This is a genomic window from Halorubrum luteum, from assembly GCF_054652935.1.
Genome location: NZ_BAAIGT010000002.1, coordinates 3,041,682 through 3,059,255, shown reverse-complemented (window position 1 = coordinate 3,059,255; position 17,574 = coordinate 3,041,682). Strand labels below are relative to the sequence as shown.

Below are 17,574 nucleotides of genomic sequence, written 5' to 3'. Positions count from 1 at the left end.
GCGGTATAATGGGCCGACGCAAGAAGATCGTCCAAGAGTGTGAGCGGCTGATGGACAACCCGGAGCATATCCGGAACATCGCCATCGCCGCCCACGTCGACCACGGCAAGACGACGCTCTCCGACAACCTCCTCGCGGGTGCGGGGATGATCTCGCAGGACACCGCCGGCGAGCAGCTCGCGATGGACACGAAGGAGGACGAACAGGAGCGGGGTATCACCATCGACGCGGCGAACGTCTCGATGACACACGAGTACGAGGACACCAACCACCTCATCAACCTCATCGACACGCCCGGCCACGTCGACTTCGGCGGTGATGTCACCCGCGCGATGCGGGCGGTTGACGGCGCGCTCGTGGTCGTCGACGCCGTCGAGGGGGCGATGCCGCAGACTGAGACGGTGCTTCGGCAGGCGCTCCGCGAGGGCGTGAAGCCGACGCTGTTCATCAACAAGGTCGACCGCCTCATCTCCGAGCTCCAGGAGGGTCCACAGGAGATGCAGGAGCGACTGATGGCCGTCATCGCGGACGTCAACGAACTGATCCGCGGCATGGCCGAGAACATGGACGACATCCCGACCGACTGGACCGTCTCCGTCGAGGACGGCACGGTCGGATTCGGCTCCGCGCTGTACAAGTGGGGCGTTTCGATGCCGTCGATGCAGCGAACCGGGATGGACTTCGGCGACATCATCGAACTCGAGCAGGCCGACAAACGCGAGGAGCTGCACGAGCGAACGCCGCTGTCGGACGTCGTGCTCGACATGGTGTGTGAGCACTTCCCGAACCCGGTCGACGCGCAGCCCCGCCGGGTCCCGCGCATCTGGCGCGGTGATCCGGAGTCGGAGCTGGCCGAGGGGATGCAGCTCGTCGACGAGGACGGCGAGGTCGTGTTCATGGTGACGGACATCTCGATGGACCCGCACGCGGGCGAGATCGCGACCGGCCGCGTCTTCTCCGGGACTCTCGAGAAGGGCCAAGAGCTGTACGTCTCCGGCACCGCCGGGAAAAACCGGATCCAGAGCGTCGGTCTGTTCATGGGGAGCGAACGCGAGGAGGTGGACCGCGTCCCCGCCGGCAACATCGCGTCGGTCACCGGACTGCGCGACGCGATCGCCGGATCGACAGTGTCATCCATCGAGATGACGCCGTTCGAGTCGATCGAGCACATCTCCGAGCCGGTGATCACGAAGTCCGTCGAGGCCCAGAACATGGACGACCTGCCGAAGCTCATCGAGACGCTTCAGCAGGTCGCCAAGGAGGACCCGACGATCCAGATCGAGATCAACGAGGACACGGGCGAGCACCTCATCAGCGGCCAGGGAGAGCTCCACCTCGAAGTGATCACACAGCGGATCCGCGACAACCAGGGCATTCCGGTCATCACCGGCGAGCCGATCGTCGTCTACCGCGAGCAGCCACAGGAGTCGTCCCGCGAGGTCGAGGGACAGTCACCGAACCGCCACAACAAGTTCTACATCACCGTCGAGCCGCTGTCGGACGATATCGTCGAGGCGATCCAGCTCGGCGAGGTGTCGATGGATATGCCCGAGCTGGAGCGTCGAGAGGCGCTGCAGGAGGCCGGTATGGACAAAGACACCTCCCAGAACGTCGAGGATATCCACCGCACCAACATCCTCATCGACGACACGAAGGGTATCCAGCACCTCAACGAGACGATGGAGCTCGTCCTGGAGGGGTTACAAGAAGCGCTCGACGACGGGCCGCTCGCCGCAGAGCCCGTCCAGGGCGCGCTGTTCCGGCTGCACGACGCGAAGCTTCACGAGGACACGATCCACCGGGGTCCGGCACAGGTCATCCCCGCGGTCCGCGACGCGGTTCACCGCGCGCTGATCGACGGTGAAGTCCGTCTGCTGGAGCCGATTCAGGACGTTCGGATCGACGTTCCGTCGGAGCACATGGGCGCCGCCTCCGGCGAGATTCAGGGTCGTCGCGGCCGCGTCGACGACATGTACCAGGAGGGCGACCTCATGGTCGTCGAGGGGATCGCCCCCGTCGAGGAGATGATCGGATTCTCCTCCGACATCCGCTCGGCCACGGAGGGTCGCGCGTCGTGGAACACCGAGAACGCCGGCTTCCGCGTGCTCGTCGACAACCTCCAGCGTGAGAAGATCATGGAGATCCGCGAGCGCAAGGGGATGAAGCTCGAGCTGCCGTCGTCGATCGACTACATATAAACGGAATCGGCCTCACGTTTCCGTTGTGGAACGTCGTCCGTGATTTCCGTTGTGGAACGTCGTCCGTGATCGTATCACATTCGATCGGGAGAGGCAACGACTGCCAACGCCGAAGGCTTATACACCCTGCCACGATTTGCTTCGAGTATGCAGACGGGCACGAACCCCGATCGGTGCAGCGGCATGGAGCAGGAAAGCGACGGCTCCGCGCCGACAACAGGGACGTGCCGGACGAACGGACGCGGACGGGCGTTGGAGGGTCACGACCGCCGGTCGGACGCGCCGACGCTCGGCGTGGTGGTAGCATGAGCGGGGACCGGAGCGAGCGAGCGGCGTCCACGGACGACGCCGGACGCGACGTCGACGGTCGGCCGGAGGGCGCGTCGCCGGACGGCGGCCACGCGTCGGCGACGCCGTCGACGCACACGGTGCGGCTGGAGCTCGTCGACGAGCCGGGGCAGCTGCTCGCGGCGTTGAAACCGATCGCCGACAACGGCGGTAACCTCCTGTCGATCTACCACGAGCGGGGGAACAAGACGCCGCGCGGCCGTATCCCGGTCGAGGTCGACTTCGAGGCGACCGAAGGTCGGTTCGACGACATCGTGGATGCGCTTCGATCCGAGGGGATCAACGTGATGCAGGCGGGGACGGAGGAGTACGGCGAGGAGCTAACGATCCTGCTTTTCGGCCACCTCATCGACACGGATCTGTCGGACACACTCACCCGGGTCGAGTCGTGTGCGGCGGCGTCCGTCGCGGACGTGTCGCTCGCAGCGCCACAAGGGACCGAGGAGTCGTCGAGCGCACGAGTTCGTCTGGAGGCCAGAGCCGGCGAAACCGCGGCGGCGCTTGAGGCCGTGCGGTCCATCGCCGACGAGAAGGGTATTCGGATGGTTGAGCCGCTCGTGGGGGTGGACGCATGAAGCTCGCCGTGATCGGCGCGGGAGCCGTCGGCCGGTCGGTCGTCGATCTCGCTGGCGAGTACGGCCACGAGGTCGTCGCCGTCGCGGACTCCTCGAGCGGCATCGTCGATCCGGGTGGCGTGGACGCCGAGAGCGTGCTCACCCGAAAGGCGGAGCTCGGCGTCGTCGGCGACGACGACCTGGAGGACGCGCTCGCTGCCGACTACGACGTGCTCGTCGAGGCGACGCCGACGACGCTCGGCGACGCCGAGCCCGGCTTCTCCCACGTGGAGACCGCGCTGGAGCGCGACCGACACGCCGTGTTGGCGAACAAAGGGCCGGTCGCCGAACGGTTCGGCGAGATACGGTCGCTGGCGACCGACAGTGCGGGTGACGTGCGGTTCGAGGCGACCGTCGGCGGGGCGATTCCGGCCGTGTCGACCGTCGAGGACCTCGAGCCGGGTCACGTCACGGCGGTCCGAGGCGTGCTCAACGGCACCGCGAACTTCATTCTCACGCGGATGGCCGCCGAGGGACTCGACTACGAGCACGTGCTCGCGGAGGCACAGGATCTGGGCGTCGCGGAAGCGGACCCCTCTTTCGACGTCGAGGGGACCGACGCGGCGCTGAAATGCGTGATTCTCTCGAACGTACTCTCGTTCGGTGCGGCCGACGATCCGTCCGAGGCACGGGAGTTCACGCTTTCCGACGCCGACGTCGAGGGCATTCGTAACGTTCCCGGGTCGACGCTTCGACTCGCTGCCGAGGACGGCCGGACGGTCCGACTGATCGGCGAAGCGACCGGCGACACGGTGCGTGTGGCGCCGCGGCTCATCCCGGAAAACGGCACGCTCGCGGTGTCGGGGACACAGAACATCGTCCAGATCGAGACGTCCCACGCCGGCCGGCTGAACATCTCCGGGCGGGGAGCCGGCGGTCCCGAGACGGCAAGCGCCGTGCTCGGGGACGTCGGACGGCTCAGATAGATCCGACGGGAGCCATCGCCGACCAGCGTTTGTCAGTTCACGTAGCGTTGTCCATGATCCGATAGTGTCGCGAAAAGGCCCGACAGCGTGGTGATGGGACTTCGTGGTGTGGGGTTCGCTCGGTCGTCGCGCGGGCGTCGACATCGACCGCCGTGTGTCCGATTCGCGTGCGTCCGTATGCCAAGAATCGCCGGACGGCGAAAGGATGCTCTGTAAGCCGTATCGAAACCGTTTTAGTGGAATCAACCGAAAACGTTCTCACAGAGCGCCTTAGCGCGTGATTACCCCATGAGTGACAAACCGCACCAGAATCTGGCCATTATTGGCCACGTCGACCACGGCAAGAGTACGCTCGTGGGTCGCCTCCTCTTCGAGACGGGGAGCGTCCCCGAGCACGTAATCGAGCAGCACCGCGAGGAAGCCGAAGAGAAGGGCAAAGGCGGCTTCGAGTTCGCCTACGTGATGGACAACCTCGCCGAGGAGCGCGAGCGTGGCGTCACGATCGACATCGCCCACCAGGAGTTCGACACGGACAACTACTACTTCACCATCGTCGACTGTCCGGGCCACCGTGACTTCGTGAAAAACATGATCACGGGGGCCTCGCAGGCCGACAACGCGGTGCTCGTCGTCGCGGCCGACGACGGCGTCGCGCCCCAGACCCGAGAGCACGTGTTCTTGGCCCGCACGCTGGGCATCAACGAGCTCATTATCGGCGTCAACAAGATGGATCTCGTCGACTACGAGGAGGCCACGTACGACGAAGTCGTCGAGGAGGTCAAGAACCTGCTCAACCAGGTCCGGTTCAACACGGACGACACGACGTTCGTCCCGATCTCGGCGTTCGAGGGCGACAACATCGCCGACGAGTCTGACAACACCTCTTGGTACGACGGCCCCACACTGCTGGAGTCGCTCAACGACCTGCCGGAGTCCGAGCCGCCGACGGACGCACCGCTCCGACTCCCCATCCAGGACGTGTACACCATCTCCGGCATCGGAACCGTCCCCGTCGGACGGATCGAGACCGGGATCCTCAACACGGGCGACAACGTCTCCTTCCAGCCGTCCGACGTCGGCGGCGAGGTGAAGACGGTCGAGATGCACCACGAGGAGGTGCCGAAGGCCGAGCCCGGCGACAACGTCGGATTCAACGTCCGCGGCATCGGCAAAGACGACATTCGTCGCGGCGACGTGTGTGGTCCCGCCGACGACCCGCCGAGCGTCGCCGAGACGTTCAAAGCGCAGGTCGTCGTCATGCAGCACCCCAGCGTGATCACGGCCGGCTACACGCCCGTCTTCCACGCTCACACGGCACAGGTCGCCTGTACGATCGAGGAGATCAACCAGAAGATCGACCCCTCGTCGGGTGAGGTCGCCGAGGAGAACCCGGACTTCATCAAGTCCGGCGACGCCGCGGTCGTCACCGTCCGCCCGCAGAAGCCGCTCAGCATCGAGCCGTCGGGCGAGATTCCGGAACTCGGCAGCTTCGCCATCCGCGACATGGGTCAGACCATCGCGGCCGGCAAGGTGCTCGAAGTGAACGAGCGATAATCGATGCAGCAGGCACGCGTCCGCCTCGCCGGCACCAGCCCCGAGGACCTCGACGACATCTGCGACGACGTCCGCGAGATCGCGGACTCGACGGGGGTCGCCCTGTCGGGCCCGATCCCGCTGCCGACGAAGACACTGGAGATCCCGTCGCGTAAGTCCCCGGACGGTGAGGGGACGGCGACGTGGGAGCACTGGGAGATGCGCGTCCACAAGCGGCTGATCGACATCGACGCCGACGAACGCGCGCTCCGCCAGCTCATGCGCGTCCAAGTGCCAAACGACGTCAGCATCGAGATCGTTCTCGAAGACTAAGCGCTAGGGCGCACCCGCGCCACGCTCCGCTCTCGTCATATTTTCACCCGCTGAGCGGCGGCGCTAAGAACGGCCGCCGCCACACGCGGGCCACTCCACCGTCCCGGTCAGGTGTCGTCGAGCAGTCGCGCACGCCCGGCGACGAGACCGCAGAACGCGCCCGTGGCGTGCGCGATCAGCGCGACGCCGGGTGCGGCGGTCGCGACCGTGAGACCGACGGCAACGAGTCCGAACAGAGCGAACTGCGCGCGATCGGAGAGTCGAAGGCGGTCGAACAGCGTCGCACTCACCACGTTGCCGGCGAGCAGATAGCCGCCGAGCGCGAACACCGCGCCGCTCAGTCCCAACACGGCGGGAGTCGGTCCAAGGAAGCCGCCGACAAGTACCTGTGAGACGCCCGCGATCGCGCCCGTCGTCACGACGAACGCGTGAAACCGTAGCCGAGTCGTGTGCCGCTCGACAAGCGGGCCGACGATCAGGAGCCCGACAGCGTTCGCGAGGAGATGTGTCGCGGAGCCGTGTGCGTACACGCTCGTGACGACCGTCCACGGTGCGACCGTGACCGGAGCCGATAGCGCGAACACCCACGCGAGATCGATGACACCTAACGCGAGCTGGGCGACGCCGACGATCATGATGACCCCGAGCGTCTCGACGGTGGCACGCATCACGCGACGGTTGGGCGCGAGGCGGGATAAATCCGCGAGCCGGAGGGTGACACTGACTCTCGGACGGGCCACCGAAAGGTAAGGTACAAGTACGAACGACGGTTTCATTGCTATGAGGGCTCGTAGATCAGCGGCAGATCGCTTCCTTCGCAAGGAAGAGGCCCGGGGTTCAAATCCCCGCGAGTCCACTTTTCACCCCCTTCGGTCGTTCAGACGGTGTGTTTCGCTTCCTCCGGATCCTCGACGACCTCCAGTCCACGGTTGTTCACGGCGTACGGATCGAGCCCCTGTTCCTCGAGGAACTGCTTATACAGTCGCTCGGCGGTCTCGCCGTCCTTCTGTTTGTCGCTTGCGCGGTCACACAGCTCGACGAGGGTCTCGGGCACGTCGTACTCGTGGACTATCCAGTGGTTGATCATATCCGAGAGCCGCCTGATCGGCGAGGTGAAGTGGCCGTAGATGTCGAAGTTGAGCGCGTGGTGACCGCCGAACGGGTCGTTCATGTACTTCGCTCGTGGCATCACCTTCAACACGGCGCGCTGGATCTTGTTGAGCTGGCGGTCCGGGGACTCCTCTAAGGCGGCGTTGACCGCCTTCCGCGGATCGTCTCCCCAGGCGTCGCCCGGTATGGAGACGCCGTTGAGCTCCTGAATCTCCTTGAGTGCGTCGTTCCACTGGTCGGGCGTCGGCTGTGGGTGGACCCGATACATCGCCTCGACCCCGCGGTCCCACATCAGCGTGTGCGTGACCGCCTTGTTCGCTTTCAGCATCGACTCCTCGATGATCGTGTGCGCGCGGTCCCGCCGGGGGTTCAACACGAGCGAGCCGTCCTCCTTGCGCTGTTCGTGCATCCGGTCGGCGAGCTCGAAGGCGAGTTCGTTCTCCTCACCGAGCGGAAGCGACGGGTCCTCGAGCCGCTCCTCACACTGCTTGTAGGTGAGTCGCTCGTCGGAGTTGATGACGGATTTGTAGATCTCGATATCCTCGAACGAGAGCGTCTCGTCGTCGATCTCCATCTCCACCGTGTGCGCGAGCCGATCCTCCTCGGGAACGAGCGAACACACCGTCTCGGCGAGGATCGGCGGTAGCATGTGGATCGTGTACGCCGGAAGGTAGACGGTGTTTGCGCGCTGAACTGCCTCCTCCCACATCGCCGTGTCGGGCGTAACGTAGTGTGTGACGTCGGCGATGTGAACCCAGAGACGGTACGCATCCTCCTCGCGCTTGATCGAGATGGCGTCGTCGAAGTCCTGCGCGTCGATCGGGTCGGTCGTCCACGTCGTCAGGTTCCGCAGGTCTCGCCGCTCGTCGATCTCGGATTCGATCTCGTCGTACACGCCCTCCGTCCGGGTCTCCGCCTCTCGAAGAACCTCGGCCGGGAACTCGTCGCGGATCCCGAACTCCTCGAACAGCTCCTCGCGCTTCTCGGCGAGGCGGTCCGCCAGCTCCTCGGTGATCGTGACGGGACCCTGGTCCTCTGCGGAGCCGGGCTTCGGCTCGTCGTCTGTCATACGCAAACTAACGCGCGTCCGTTAGAAAGGCCTGTCGGGGCGCACGGAGCGGTCGGTCGAGAGTTGATCCGCACGACACGGCTCGGGACTGGGTGACTACCGGTCGCGCTCGGAGTGCGTGCCGGAGTCGGTCGCGTCCGTGGAGTCCTCCACGGCATCGGTGTACCGGTCGAGGAACTCGGCTTGCGAGAGCCCGTCGGACTCGATCGAGAGGATCAGCGACTCGAGGCCGCCGCGGGGCTGATGGCAGATGTCGTCGTCACAGTCGGTACAGAGGTACTCGAACTCCTTGTCGAGTCGGTCCCAGCGGTTCCCCTCCTTATCGTACTCGCGTGCGTCCTCACGCAGCACGGAGTCGCCACACGCGATACACACCACCGTCCGCCGGTCCCGGCTCCTCCGGGCACGCCACATATCGATCCCCTCGACCCCATCCCACTTAGCGTTTGGTGCGTCCCTTGACGGCCGTGGCATCGACGGCCGGGGTACCGACGCGGGTGGGGAGGCCCGCACCGGCCGAGTCGATCCGGACACGCTTCGAACGGTCGTCGCCCGAGTGAGTTCGCAGGTGACTCGGTTATCGCTCACGGGTACGGCTCGTAGAACTCCCGAAGCGCGCCGCCGAACTCGTCAGCCAGCGTCGCAACTGCGTCGCCGACGAGGACGTCTCTGTCGGCGAACTCGCGCTCGACGTGTGCGCCGAGCGCGACGTCGCTCGCCGCGGTGCTCTCGAGGTACGCACGGACCGTCGTGAACTCGCGCTCGCGCTCGACGACGTACCGCTCGCCGTCGATGAACGGGCCGTACGTGTCGGGATCGACGTCGTCTGCGTACGTTTCGTAAAACCCCTCAGCGTGTTTCCGCACGGCGACCGGCGGCCCCTCGTGGCGTTCGACTCGCGGTCGTTCGGTCACCTCGAGCTCCGCGTACAGCGCCGCACGGTCGTGTGGACGCGCGCGGTCGCTGACGTCGTCCCCGGCGGGCTCCTCGCTTACCATCGCGCGCGCTCGGAGCACGTCGAACCCGTGGTCGTTCAGTCCGCGAACGATGCCGTCGAGCGACCGGCGGAGCTGGGGCCACAGCTGGTCGTCGACCAGCTCCGGGGCATCGAAGACGACGGCCACGGGCGTCGCGCCGCGTCGGTCGAGATGCTCGCGAACCGCGTCCGACTCGAGCGGCTCCGGCTCCTCGACGACGAACGGCTCCTCGCGCGGGGTTGCAAGCAAGTCGCGAGCGTAGTGCTGGAACCGAGCGAGGTTCGCGGCGGAGAGCACGGCCGCGACGTTTCGATTCGGGTCGGTCGGATCGACGACGACGAGCGGATCGTTGAACGTCGTCGCCGCGTGCCCCTCCGGATCGAACTCGACGGGCGGGTGCCAGCTGCGCGCGGATTCGACGAGCGGCACGAATCCGCCCAGCTCGACGACGAGCAGTTCGGTGAGATATCCCGAAAACCCCTCCGTCCGGAGGTCGCTGCCGTACGCCCCGATCCCCTTCAGAAACGCCTTCGCCAACACGACGTCCCCGGCGAGATCGTCGGTCAACCGCTCGGTGAGATACGCGTCGTGAAACGGGGTGCGGTCGACGGCAGACACCATCTCCGTCGCGTCCGAGACGCGATAGCAGGGAACGAGATCGACGTCGAACCCCTCGTGCTCTCCCCTGACGTACGGGTGCTCGGCGTACTCCTCGTGACCGTCCGGAAGCACCGCGTGGCCGACGGCGAGCCCGTACTCCTCCAGCATCTCGCGGTCGAGATCGGGGGGAAACCGGACGAACAGGTCGATGTCGCGGTCGCCCGCCACCCACGTCCCGCGGGCGGTCGAGCCGACCTGCACCACGTCGGCGTCGACCGGAAGCTCCGCGATCGCGTCGTGGGCGCGGTCCGCGAGCGCCGCCGCGGTCTCGCGCAGTCGCTCCCGCTCGCTCGGCTCCGGCGTCACACGGTCGCGGACCCGCGCCAGCACCGCGTCGAGTTCGCTCATGGCCGGAGTTCTCCCGGTTCGGCCGAAAGCGTGTCGGTCGGATATCCGTGAGAATCGGCACCGCCTGTATGTCAGTTAGCCTTGGGAGATCCGCGGGCCCACCCCGTCACTCGCCCGCGCAGTCGGGTGGAAACGAAAGCCCTATCAAAACGACGCGAGTACTGGGGAGTGCGAGCCGAAGTAGCTCAGTTGGTAGAGCGCCTCGCTGTTACGACGCTTGGCGGAGCGTCCCCCGAACGTCGCAGAGACGAGGCGGTCCCAGGTTCGAGTCCTGGCTTCGGCGTCTTTTTGTCCGTCGCACGACCGACAACGGTGTATGTCCGACACCTTCGACCGACTCGGCTACGGAACGTACAAGCTCGAGGACCGCGAGACCTGCGTCTCCGGCGTCGTGCACGCGATCGAGACCGGCTACCGCCACGTCGACACCGCACAGATGTACGACAACGAGGCGTTCGTCGGCGAGGCGATCGCGGACGCACCCGTCGACCGCGAGGAGCTGTTCGTCGCGACGAAGCTGAACACCGGCAACTGCGCGTACGACGACGCGATCGAGACGGCAAAGGCGAGCCGCGACCGGCTCGGCGTCGACACGATCGACCTGCTGTACGTCCACTGGCCGACGGAGACGTACGACCCCGACGAGACGCTGCCGGCCCTCGATCGACTCGTCGACGAGGGTGTCATCGACCACGTCGGCCTCTCGAACTTCCGTCCCGACCAGCTCGACGTCGCACTCGATCGACTCGAAACCGACGTGTTCGCCCACCAAGTCGAGTGTCACCCGTTCTGTCAGCAGGAGACCCTTCGGGAGTACGCCGTCGAACATGACCATTGGCTCGTCGCGTACTCGCCGATCGCGCGCAACCGCGTCGTCGACTCCGCAACCATGCGGGATATCGCGGAGCAACACGACGCCACGCCGGCGGCGGTGAGCCTCGCGTGGCTCCTCTCGAAAGAGCGCGTCGCGCCGATCCCGAAGGCCGCCTCCCCCGAGCACGTCGAGGCGAACTGGGCCGCCCGGGAGATCGCGCTCGACGACGAGGAGCTCGCCCGGATCGACGACATCGACCGCGAGGAGCGCGTCGTCGATTTCGAGTCGGCTCCGTGGAACCGGGCGTGAGCGGCGCCTGGCGGACGACGCCGCCGCGAACTACTGCTCGTTCATCGCCTCGCTGGCGATGTTGCGGCCGCGAGAGTTAAGCGTCACTTCGCGGCGCACGCGGACCTCCTCGACGACGTCGAGCTCTATCAACCGCTCGAACGTCTCCTCGACGACGTCGACGTCGATCCCGAGGAACGACGGGATCTCGAACGGTGACACCCCCGAGTACAGCGCCATCAACACCTCGCGCTCGCGGCCGGAGAGGTCGACGTTCGTCGAGGATCGCTCCTCGCCTTTCCGCAGCCACGCCTCGACGAACCGGACCCGCTGGGGCGATCCGGCGATGTGGGTCTCGATGCTCGTCCCGTCGTCGTCAGTGTGAGACACCTCGATGACGGGTTTCTTCTCGCCGTCGACGGTGCGTTTCGCCGCGTCGAGTCCGCTGATGTCGTCGAGATCGAACTGCACGAACGCGCCGCTTTCCAGCGCCGCGTTGAGCCCGTTTTCGTCGATCTTCACGCGAGCCTGCTCCCACTCCGTCTCCTGAACGACGCCGCCGGCGACCGCCGGGTGTTTCGCTCTCACCGTCCGCTGGTCGAGCAGCGCGCGGTACACGTCGCGCTCGAACGTCTCGTGGTCGGCGGCGGCGACGATAAGCACCTGGTCGCCGAGATCGAAGCTCACGTAGTTCGATACACGCGTGATCGACTGGTTCGCGTCGTGGCGACCGCCGAGCCCCTCAAGCTGCGATAGCGGGATCGTCCGTTTTCCGTCGTTGCTCGCGAGGATCAGTCGCCGATTCGACAGCAGCACGCGTCCGGGCGTCCACGAGACGTCGTTTACCGCCCGTCCGTCCCGCACGGCGACTGCGAACCGCGCTTGCGTGTCAGCGATCTTGTACTCGCTTTCGTTGTTGCTCATTCACTGGCCCTCCGAGGTGGTCATTCAGGTGCCTCCAGCACGAAGCTTCGAAACGGCCGAGAACGCCCGCTTTCTGACCTCGGTACTGTCGTCGTCAGTCAGATCCTCGAGCCGGTTGAGCGTCTCCTGTCCACCGACTTGGCCGAGAACGAACACGGCCTTTGCGCGGGCGTCATCGGAGTACTCCGGCGTGAGCCTGTCGAGTAGCGTCTCCTCGACGACCGGCCCGCCGAGAGCTTTGAGGCTGGTCGCCGCGAACTGTGCGGTCTGTGCGTCGTCATCGTCGAGAGCGTCTGCGAGCGCCTCGATCGCGTCCGCCGACTCCGGCTCCGCGACCCGACCGAGGATCCACGCCGCGTTCCGGCGCTGCCGGTCCTGTCGTCCCTCAGTGAGGATCTCGACGAGCGGCTCGACGACCGTCGCGTCGTCGGCCGCCTTCAGCTCCGAGACGACCTGGTCACGCACCGCGTGGCTGTGTTGGGTGGGGACGTTCGACAGCAGCTCGATGACGGAGTACACCGCCGCGTTGCGGACGACGGCGCTCTCGTCACCGAGCGCGCGAGCGAGCGGTTCGACCGGCTGTGGGTTGTTCGCCTTGCCGAGCGCGCCCGCAGCGATCCGACGAAGCGACTCGTCGGGGTCCTCGAGCAGCTCGATGAGGGGTTCGAGCGCTCGGTCGGTGCCGACCCCGCCGAGCGCGTTCGCCGCCGCCCGCCGGACGCGCGGCTCGTCGTCGAGCCGTTCGACAAGCGCGGGGACGGTCCGGGGGTTCGCAAACGAGCCGCAGGCGTGACAGGCGCGGAGTCTGACTCGTGGGTCCTCGTCCTCGAGCGCGTCGATGATCGCCGGGAGCGTGCTCGGCTCGTCGAGCCGTGCCAGCGCGTTCGCCGCCGCCATCCGAAGCTCCGGTCGATCCGACTGTAGCGCCCGTGCGAACTTCTTCGCGGTGACCCAGCCGGCCTCACCGGTGCTCCCGCCGGTGAGGTCCGCGAGGAGCTGCTCGACCGCGTCCTGACCGATCTCGTCGAGTGCGTCGACGGCCGCCCCACGAACGTCGGGGTCGTCATCGTCCGTGGCAAGCCGCAACAGCGCGTCGATCGTTGCCTGCTCGCTCTCTCCGGAGAGTTCGCCGAGGAACTCGACCGCACGCCTTCGGACCGCCGGGCTGTCGCTGCCGAGCGCGTCCCGAAGCTCCTCCACGTTCCCCTCACGGGCGTGCTGGTACAGCGACATTAGCGCCTCCTGAACACGCGCCGGCGTTTGTCGATCGGAGCGTATCGGTCCGACCGGTCCGGCGGAATGCTCTCGGTCATGCCGACGACGAGCACCCCGCCGTCGGAAAGCGATGCCTCCAGCGTATCGAACAGCGCCCCCTTATGATCGACGTCGATGTAGATGAGCAAGTTCCGACACAACACGATGTCGAATGGGCCGCGCGACCCGTCGCGTATCAGGTCGTGGCTGTCGAACTCGACGAGTTTGCGGGGCGCGTCGCGAACGCGGAACTCGGAGCCGTCCTGCTCGACGTACTGCCCGGGGTCGGAGAGCGGTTCGAGCTCCTCGGCGATGTCGGTCGTCCGGGTCGTGTGGTACACGCCCTTGCGCGCGCTTGCCAACGCCTCCTCGCTGATGTCGGTTCCCAGTATCTCGATCCGACGCTCGGCGATCCGGTCGTCGTCACAGGCGAGCATCGCGAGCGAGTACGGCTCCCGCCCGTCGGCGCTGGGTGCCGACCAGATCCGGACGCGGCGCTGCTCGTCCGTGAGATCGACGAGCAGCTCCCGGAGCGCCTCCCACATCTCCGGGTTCCTGAAAAAGCCCGTCACGTTGATCGTGAGCGAGTCCATCAGCGCCTCCCGCTCCTCGGCGTCCTCCCGGAGGATCCGCTGATACTCCTCGTGTGAATCCGTGTCGCGGCGTCGCATTCGTGCCGTGATCCGCCGGTCGAGGTACGACTCGTTGTAGTAGCCGGGCTCGAACGGAACCGAATCGTCGATCTGGCGTAACACGCCCTCGAACGGCGTCTCGCTCGCCACGGAGTCGCTGTCTCGTCCGGTCATAGACTCACCACGTCGAGCACCGCGACGACGTCACCGTCGCCGAGGACGGCAGTCCCGCTGAGTCCCGGCGTCCCGGAGAGCGGACCGTCGAGCGGTTTAACGACCACCTCCTCTTGGTCTAACACGTCGTCACAGTGGAGCGCGACCCGCCTCGTCTCCTCCCGGATCCGCACCAGCATCCCGTCGTCCGCCGTCGCCGAGGCCGCGTCGACGTGATCGGTGCCGCCGTCAGCCGCCGCGACCGGGTCGGCTCCATCCTCGCCAGCGGCAGGGCGGGCGTCGCCACCAGTGTCGTCCGCTTCGAGTCGGTCGTGCAGCCGGATCACCGGATAGAGATCCTCCTCGTGGCGGACGACCTCGTCGCCGTGGACCTCCTCGATCCCGTCCGCGCGGCCGACCTCCGCGATCGACTTGATCGGGATCCCGTACTCCGTGCCGCCGACGTCGACGAACATCACCTTCACGATGGCGACGGTCACCGGAAGTCGGAACCGGACGGTCGACCCCGCACCCGGCTCGCTGTCGATGGAGACGGAGCCGTCCAGATCGCGTGCCGTCGTGCGCACGACATCCATGCCGACGCCGCGTCCCGAGACGTCCGTCACCTCCTCGGCGGTCGAGAAGCCGGGATGGAACACGAGGTCGTACACCTCGTCGTCGGACATCGACTCGACCGTCTCCCGACTCTCGACGCCTTCGGCCACCGCCTTGTCGCGGAGCGCGTCCGGGTCGAGCCCGCTACCGTCGTCCGACACCTCGATGACGACGTGGTCGCGATCCCGGCGGGCGGTGAGTTTGACGTGACCGGTCGGGTCCTTCCCAGCCGCTTCCCGCTCGGCCGGCGGTTCGATCCCGTGGTCGACCGCGTTTCGAAGGACGTGCACCAGCGGGTCGCGCATCTCGGTGAGGATCGTCCGGTCGAGTTCGACGTCGTCACCTTCGATATCGAACCGCACCTGCTTGTCGACGTCGCGGGCGATGTCGCGGACGAGTCGGGGGAACGAGTCGGACACCTGCGAGAACGGGATGAGCCGCATGTCCATGGCGGTGTCCTGGAGGCTGGAGGCGAGCTTGTCCAGCTCGTCAAGCGCGTCCGACGTGACATCGGACTCCTCCAGCTCCCGACGGAGCTTGATCCGACTCGTCACGAGCTGTTCGACCAGCCCGTACAGCTCGTCGACCTGATCGACATCGACCCGGATCGACTTGATCTCGTCCGCCGCCGCTTCAGCAGGGCCGTCCTCGGAGGGCGTCTCGTCCTCGGAGGGCGTCTCGTCCTCGGAGGGCGTCTCGTCCTCGGAGGGCGTCTCGTCCTCGGAGGGCGTCTCGTCCTCGTTCGTCGAGTCCGTCTCCGAGTCGGAACCGTCATCCGCGGTCGTCTCCACGTCGCTGTCGGCGTCGGTATCGGTGACCGCGTCCTCCTCGCCGGAGGCGTGCGTCTCCGTTCCCGCGACTCGGACGGCGTCGACCGACTCGACCTGTGTGAGCGAGTTGAGTCCGTCGGCGACGATTGCGGGCTCGTCGGCGACGACGAACGCGTCGAACGCCTCATCGTACTCGCCGTCCTCCAGCGTGTCTTCGTCCGGCGAAGTGACGTGGTCGTCGAACCCGTCCTCGAGCGCCTGCAACACGAACGTCGCGTCGACGCCCGGCATCGCCGTCTCGCTCATTCGCACGTCGGCGTACACGAGCGAGTCGTCCGGGAGATCGCCGGCGTCGTCGGGAATCGGCGGAACCTCGACCGTCGAGTCGTCCGTCTCCACGACCGCGTCTCCGGCCTGCTCGGCTCCGTCATCAGTCGAACGGTCGGCTTCCGCACCCTTCTCGTCCGGCGACACTCCGGGCCTCGCGCCCGCATCGTCCGGCGACGCTCCGGGCTTTGCGCCCCCGTCGTCGGAGCTGCCGACGGTACCGTGTTCCTCCATCTCGCGCAGTCGGCGCTCGATATCGGACGGATCCGTCGCCACCTCGCCGGAGTCGGCGATCTCCGCGACCATCGCCTCGACTGCATCGACCCCCTCGAAGAGGAGGTCCATCAGCTCCGGCGTCACCTCACGGTCACCCTGCCGGACGGCGTCGAGAAGATCCTCGAGTGCGTGTCCGAACGAGGAGACGTTCTCGTACCCCATCGCCGCCGCGTTCCCCTTCAGCGTGTGCGCGACTCGGAACACGTCGTCCATCGCCGCGTCGTCGTCCGGGTCAGCCTCGAGCGCGAGCAGGGCGTTGTTGAGATCCGTGATCCCGTCCTCGGCTTCCGCGACGAACGCAGCGCGGTGGGAGTCCATCAGGCCTCACCCCCGACGATCGCGTCGGCGACGCCGTCGAGGTCGTGCACCTCGTCGACCGCGCCGGTTTCGACCGCACGTTTCGGCATCCCGTAGATGACGCAGGTGTCCTCGCTCTGTGCAAGCGTCCGCGCGCCAGCGTCCGCCATCGCGCGGATCCCCTCCGCACCGTCCGATCCCATCCCGGTCAAGATTGCCCCGACGAGCGGGTCGTCAACCGTTTCGGCGGCCGATCGCATCGTCACGTCGACGGAGGGTGCGACCGGCAGCGAGTCGTCGTCGACGAGCTTCACGCGGAGTCGTCCTGCGCGGTACCCGTCGATCCGGGTGTGGTTCCCGCCGCGAGCGACGAGCGCCTCACCCGCCCCGATCCGCCCACCATCGGTGGCCTCCCGGACGTCGTACGCCGACGCGGCGTCGAGCCGGTCCGCGAACCGCGAGGTGAACGCCTCGGGCATATGCTGGACGATCACGATCCGACAGTCCATGGCCGGCAGCGACGCCATCACGCGCTCGACCGCGTTCGGGCCGCCCGTCGACGCACCGATGATCACCGTCACCGGCTCTTCGAGCGACGTGTCGCCCGTGGTCGACGCTGCGCCCGCACTGGCGTCGTCGCGGACGGACCGACCGCGGGTCGCGGCGTCGAGGTCCGCGCCGGCGACGGACCGGACCGCTTCGACGAGCCGGTCCGCCTGACTCGAGACGCCGGCCGACACCTCGCCACCCGGCTTCGCGAAGAAGTCGACCGCGCCGCGCTCGAGCGCCTCAAACGTGACCTCCGCCCCTTCGTCGGTGTGTGCCGACAGCATGAGAACCGGCGTCGGCGTCTCGTCCATCAGTCGGTCGACCGCTTCCAGTCCGTCCATACCGGGCATCTCGACGTCCATCGTCACCACGTCCGGCTGCTCGGACGCGACGACCTCGAGCGCCTCCGCGCCGTCGCCCGCCTCACCGACCACGGAGATCCCGGCGTCCGCCAGAAGATCGGTGATCAACCCGCGCATGAACGGCGAGTCGTCGACGACGACCGTCCGTGGGAAGTCGCCGGGCTCGTCACGTCGATCCGTCGTCCTACTCATACTCA

At 66.9% G+C, this 17,574-nt stretch carries 16 protein-coding genes and 2 tRNA genes; 9 read left to right on the top strand and 9 right to left on the bottom strand.

Features of this window, described 5'->3' with window-relative positions:
* Positions 1-8 precede the first annotated feature (8 nt).
* The 6 genes from ACYQ0R_RS15170 (at position 9) to rpsJ (ending at position 5,952) form a co-directional block, all read left to right on the top strand.
* Entirely contained in the window at positions 9-2,198 is a 2,190-nt protein-coding gene (locus tag ACYQ0R_RS15170; RefSeq protein ID WP_459825438.1) for an elongation factor EF-2, read from the top strand.
* Positions 2,199-2,345: 147 nt separating this feature from the next.
* Positions 2,346-2,507: a hypothetical protein gene (locus ACYQ0R_RS15165; RefSeq protein ID WP_459825436.1), complete on the top strand. Its 162-nt coding sequence runs from the start codon at positions 2,346-2,348 to the stop codon at positions 2,505-2,507.
* Positions 2,504-3,121 carry an amino acid-binding protein gene (locus ACYQ0R_RS15160; RefSeq protein WP_459825434.1) on the top strand — a complete coding sequence of 206 codons (618 nt, stop codon included), beginning with the start codon at positions 2,504-2,506 and terminating at the stop codon, positions 3,119-3,121. The genes ACYQ0R_RS15165 and ACYQ0R_RS15160 overlap by 4 nt, the downstream gene beginning before the upstream one ends.
* A complete protein-coding gene (locus ACYQ0R_RS15155; RefSeq protein ID WP_459825432.1) occupies positions 3,118-4,086 on the top strand; it encodes a homoserine dehydrogenase in 969 nt (322 codons plus the stop codon). The genes ACYQ0R_RS15160 and ACYQ0R_RS15155 overlap by 4 nt, the downstream gene beginning before the upstream one ends.
* A gap of 288 nt (positions 4,087-4,374) precedes the next feature.
* A complete protein-coding gene (gene tuf / locus ACYQ0R_RS15150; RefSeq protein WP_459825430.1) occupies positions 4,375-5,640 on the top strand; it encodes a translation elongation factor EF-1 subunit alpha in 1,266 nt (421 codons plus the stop codon).
* A 3-nt stretch (positions 5,641-5,643) separates the two neighbouring features.
* Positions 5,644-5,952 carry a 30S ribosomal protein S10 gene (gene rpsJ / locus ACYQ0R_RS15145; protein WP_004048854.1) on the top strand — a complete coding sequence of 103 codons (309 nt, stop codon included), beginning with the start codon at positions 5,644-5,646 and terminating at the stop codon, positions 5,950-5,952.
* A 107-nt stretch (positions 5,953-6,059) separates the two neighbouring features.
* Here rpsJ and ACYQ0R_RS15140 read toward each other — a convergent pair whose 3' ends face one another.
* The gene (locus tag ACYQ0R_RS15140) at positions 6,060-6,620 is read right to left on the bottom strand and encodes a rhomboid family intramembrane serine protease (protein WP_459825427.1); all 561 of its coding nucleotides are present in this window, start codon (positions 6,618-6,620) and stop codon (positions 6,060-6,062) included.
* Between the two features lie 116 nt (positions 6,621-6,736).
* On the opposite strand from ACYQ0R_RS15140, the gene ACYQ0R_RS15135 reads away from it, so the two are divergent.
* Positions 6,737-6,808: transfer RNA gene (locus ACYQ0R_RS15135), tRNA-Ala, on the top strand.
* Between the two features lie 21 nt (positions 6,809-6,829).
* Here the strand turns inward: ACYQ0R_RS15135 and ACYQ0R_RS15130 are convergent.
* The 3 genes from ACYQ0R_RS15130 to cca all read right to left on the bottom strand — a co-directional run bounded on the left by ACYQ0R_RS15130 (position 6,830) and on the right by cca (position 10,116).
* Entirely contained in the window at positions 6,830-8,131 is a 1,302-nt protein-coding gene (locus ACYQ0R_RS15130) for a ribonuclease catalytic domain-containing protein (protein ID WP_459825425.1), read from the bottom strand.
* A 96-nt stretch (positions 8,132-8,227) separates the two neighbouring features.
* Positions 8,228-8,545, bottom strand: a complete 318-nt coding sequence (locus ACYQ0R_RS15125) for a DUF7562 family protein (protein WP_459825424.1) — start codon at positions 8,543-8,545, stop codon at positions 8,228-8,230.
* 170 nt (positions 8,546-8,715) lie between these two features.
* Positions 8,716-10,116, bottom strand: a complete 1,401-nt coding sequence (gene cca, locus ACYQ0R_RS15120; protein ID WP_459825423.1) for a CCA tRNA nucleotidyltransferase — start codon at positions 10,114-10,116, stop codon at positions 8,716-8,718.
* 174 nt (positions 10,117-10,290) lie between these two features.
* Here cca and ACYQ0R_RS15115 point away from each other — a divergent pair.
* Together ACYQ0R_RS15115 and ACYQ0R_RS15110 are read left to right on the top strand one after the other, a co-directional pair.
* A tRNA-Asn gene (locus tag ACYQ0R_RS15115) sits at positions 10,291-10,399 on the top strand.
* A 33-nt stretch (positions 10,400-10,432) separates the two neighbouring features.
* Complete coding sequence (locus ACYQ0R_RS15110; RefSeq protein ID WP_459825421.1) at positions 10,433-11,239, top strand: aldo/keto reductase; 807 nt, start codon at positions 10,433-10,435, stop codon at positions 11,237-11,239.
* Positions 11,240-11,269: 30 nt separating this feature from the next.
* Here the strand turns inward: ACYQ0R_RS15110 and ACYQ0R_RS15105 are convergent, their stop codons facing one another.
* From ACYQ0R_RS15105 to cheB, 5 genes are read right to left on the bottom strand one after another with little or no spacing between them, the layout of a single operon-like run.
* The gene (locus ACYQ0R_RS15105) at positions 11,270-12,142 is read right to left on the bottom strand and encodes a CheF family chemotaxis protein (RefSeq protein ID WP_459825419.1); all 873 of its coding nucleotides are present in this window, start codon (positions 12,140-12,142) and stop codon (positions 11,270-11,272) included.
* A 24-nt stretch (positions 12,143-12,166) separates the two neighbouring features.
* The gene (locus ACYQ0R_RS15100) at positions 12,167-13,375 is read right to left on the bottom strand and encodes a HEAT repeat domain-containing protein (protein ID WP_459825417.1); all 1,209 of its coding nucleotides are present in this window, start codon (positions 13,373-13,375) and stop codon (positions 12,167-12,169) included.
* Entirely contained in the window at positions 13,375-14,202 is an 828-nt protein-coding gene (locus ACYQ0R_RS15095; protein WP_459825415.1) for a CheR family methyltransferase, read from the bottom strand. The genes ACYQ0R_RS15100 and ACYQ0R_RS15095 overlap by 1 nt, the downstream gene beginning before the upstream one ends.
* The gene (locus ACYQ0R_RS15090; protein ID WP_459825413.1) at positions 14,199-16,487 is read right to left on the bottom strand and encodes a chemotaxis protein CheA; all 2,289 of its coding nucleotides are present in this window, start codon (positions 16,485-16,487) and stop codon (positions 14,199-14,201) included. Before ACYQ0R_RS15090 ends, ACYQ0R_RS15095 begins: the two co-directional genes overlap by 4 nt.
* Complete coding sequence (gene cheB, locus ACYQ0R_RS15085; protein ID WP_459825411.1) at positions 16,487-17,569, bottom strand: chemotaxis-specific protein-glutamate methyltransferase CheB; 1,083 nt, start codon at positions 17,567-17,569, stop codon at positions 16,487-16,489. The genes ACYQ0R_RS15090 and cheB overlap by 1 nt, the downstream gene beginning before the upstream one ends.
* Between the last annotated feature and the right edge of the window lie 5 nt (positions 17,570-17,574).

Bases quoted from the DNA above. Each gene is read 5' to 3' on its own strand.
- tuf (WP_459825430.1), top strand. From the start codon at position 4,375: ATGAGTGACAAACCGCACCAGAATCTGGCCATTATTGGCCACGTCGAC.
- ACYQ0R_RS15095 (WP_459825415.1), bottom strand. From the start codon at position 14,202: ATGACCGGACGAGACAGCGACTCCGTGGCGAGCGAGACGCCGTTCGAG.
- ACYQ0R_RS15105 (WP_459825419.1), bottom strand. From the start codon at position 12,142: ATGAGCAACAACGAAAGCGAGTACAAGATCGCTGACACGCAAGCGCGG.
- ACYQ0R_RS15170 (WP_459825438.1), top strand. From the start codon at position 9: ATGGGCCGACGCAAGAAGATCGTCCAAGAGTGTGAGCGGCTGATGGAC.
- ACYQ0R_RS15140 (WP_459825427.1), bottom strand. From the start codon at position 6,620: ATGCGTGCCACCGTCGAGACGCTCGGGGTCATCATGATCGTCGGCGTC.
- ACYQ0R_RS15100 (WP_459825417.1), bottom strand. From the start codon at position 13,375: ATGTCGCTGTACCAGCACGCCCGTGAGGGGAACGTGGAGGAGCTTCGG.
- ACYQ0R_RS15165 (WP_459825436.1), top strand. From the start codon at position 2,346: ATGCAGACGGGCACGAACCCCGATCGGTGCAGCGGCATGGAGCAGGAA.
- ACYQ0R_RS15110 (WP_459825421.1), top strand. From the start codon at position 10,433: ATGTCCGACACCTTCGACCGACTCGGCTACGGAACGTACAAGCTCGAG.
- ACYQ0R_RS15090 (WP_459825413.1), bottom strand. From the start codon at position 16,487: ATGGACTCCCACCGCGCTGCGTTCGTCGCGGAAGCCGAGGACGGGATC.
- rpsJ (WP_004048854.1), top strand. From the start codon at position 5,644: ATGCAGCAGGCACGCGTCCGCCTCGCCGGCACCAGCCCCGAGGACCTC.
- cca (WP_459825423.1), bottom strand. From the start codon at position 10,116: ATGAGCGAACTCGACGCGGTGCTGGCGCGGGTCCGCGACCGTGTGACG.
- cheB (WP_459825411.1), bottom strand. From the start codon at position 17,569: ATGAGTAGGACGACGGATCGACGTGACGAGCCCGGCGACTTCCCACGG.
- ACYQ0R_RS15125 (WP_459825424.1), bottom strand. From the start codon at position 8,545: ATGTGGCGTGCCCGGAGGAGCCGGGACCGGCGGACGGTGGTGTGTATC.
- ACYQ0R_RS15160 (WP_459825434.1), top strand. From the start codon at position 2,504: ATGAGCGGGGACCGGAGCGAGCGAGCGGCGTCCACGGACGACGCCGGA.
- ACYQ0R_RS15130 (WP_459825425.1), bottom strand. From the start codon at position 8,131: ATGACAGACGACGAGCCGAAGCCCGGCTCCGCAGAGGACCAGGGTCCC.
- ACYQ0R_RS15155 (WP_459825432.1), top strand. From the start codon at position 3,118: ATGAAGCTCGCCGTGATCGGCGCGGGAGCCGTCGGCCGGTCGGTCGTC.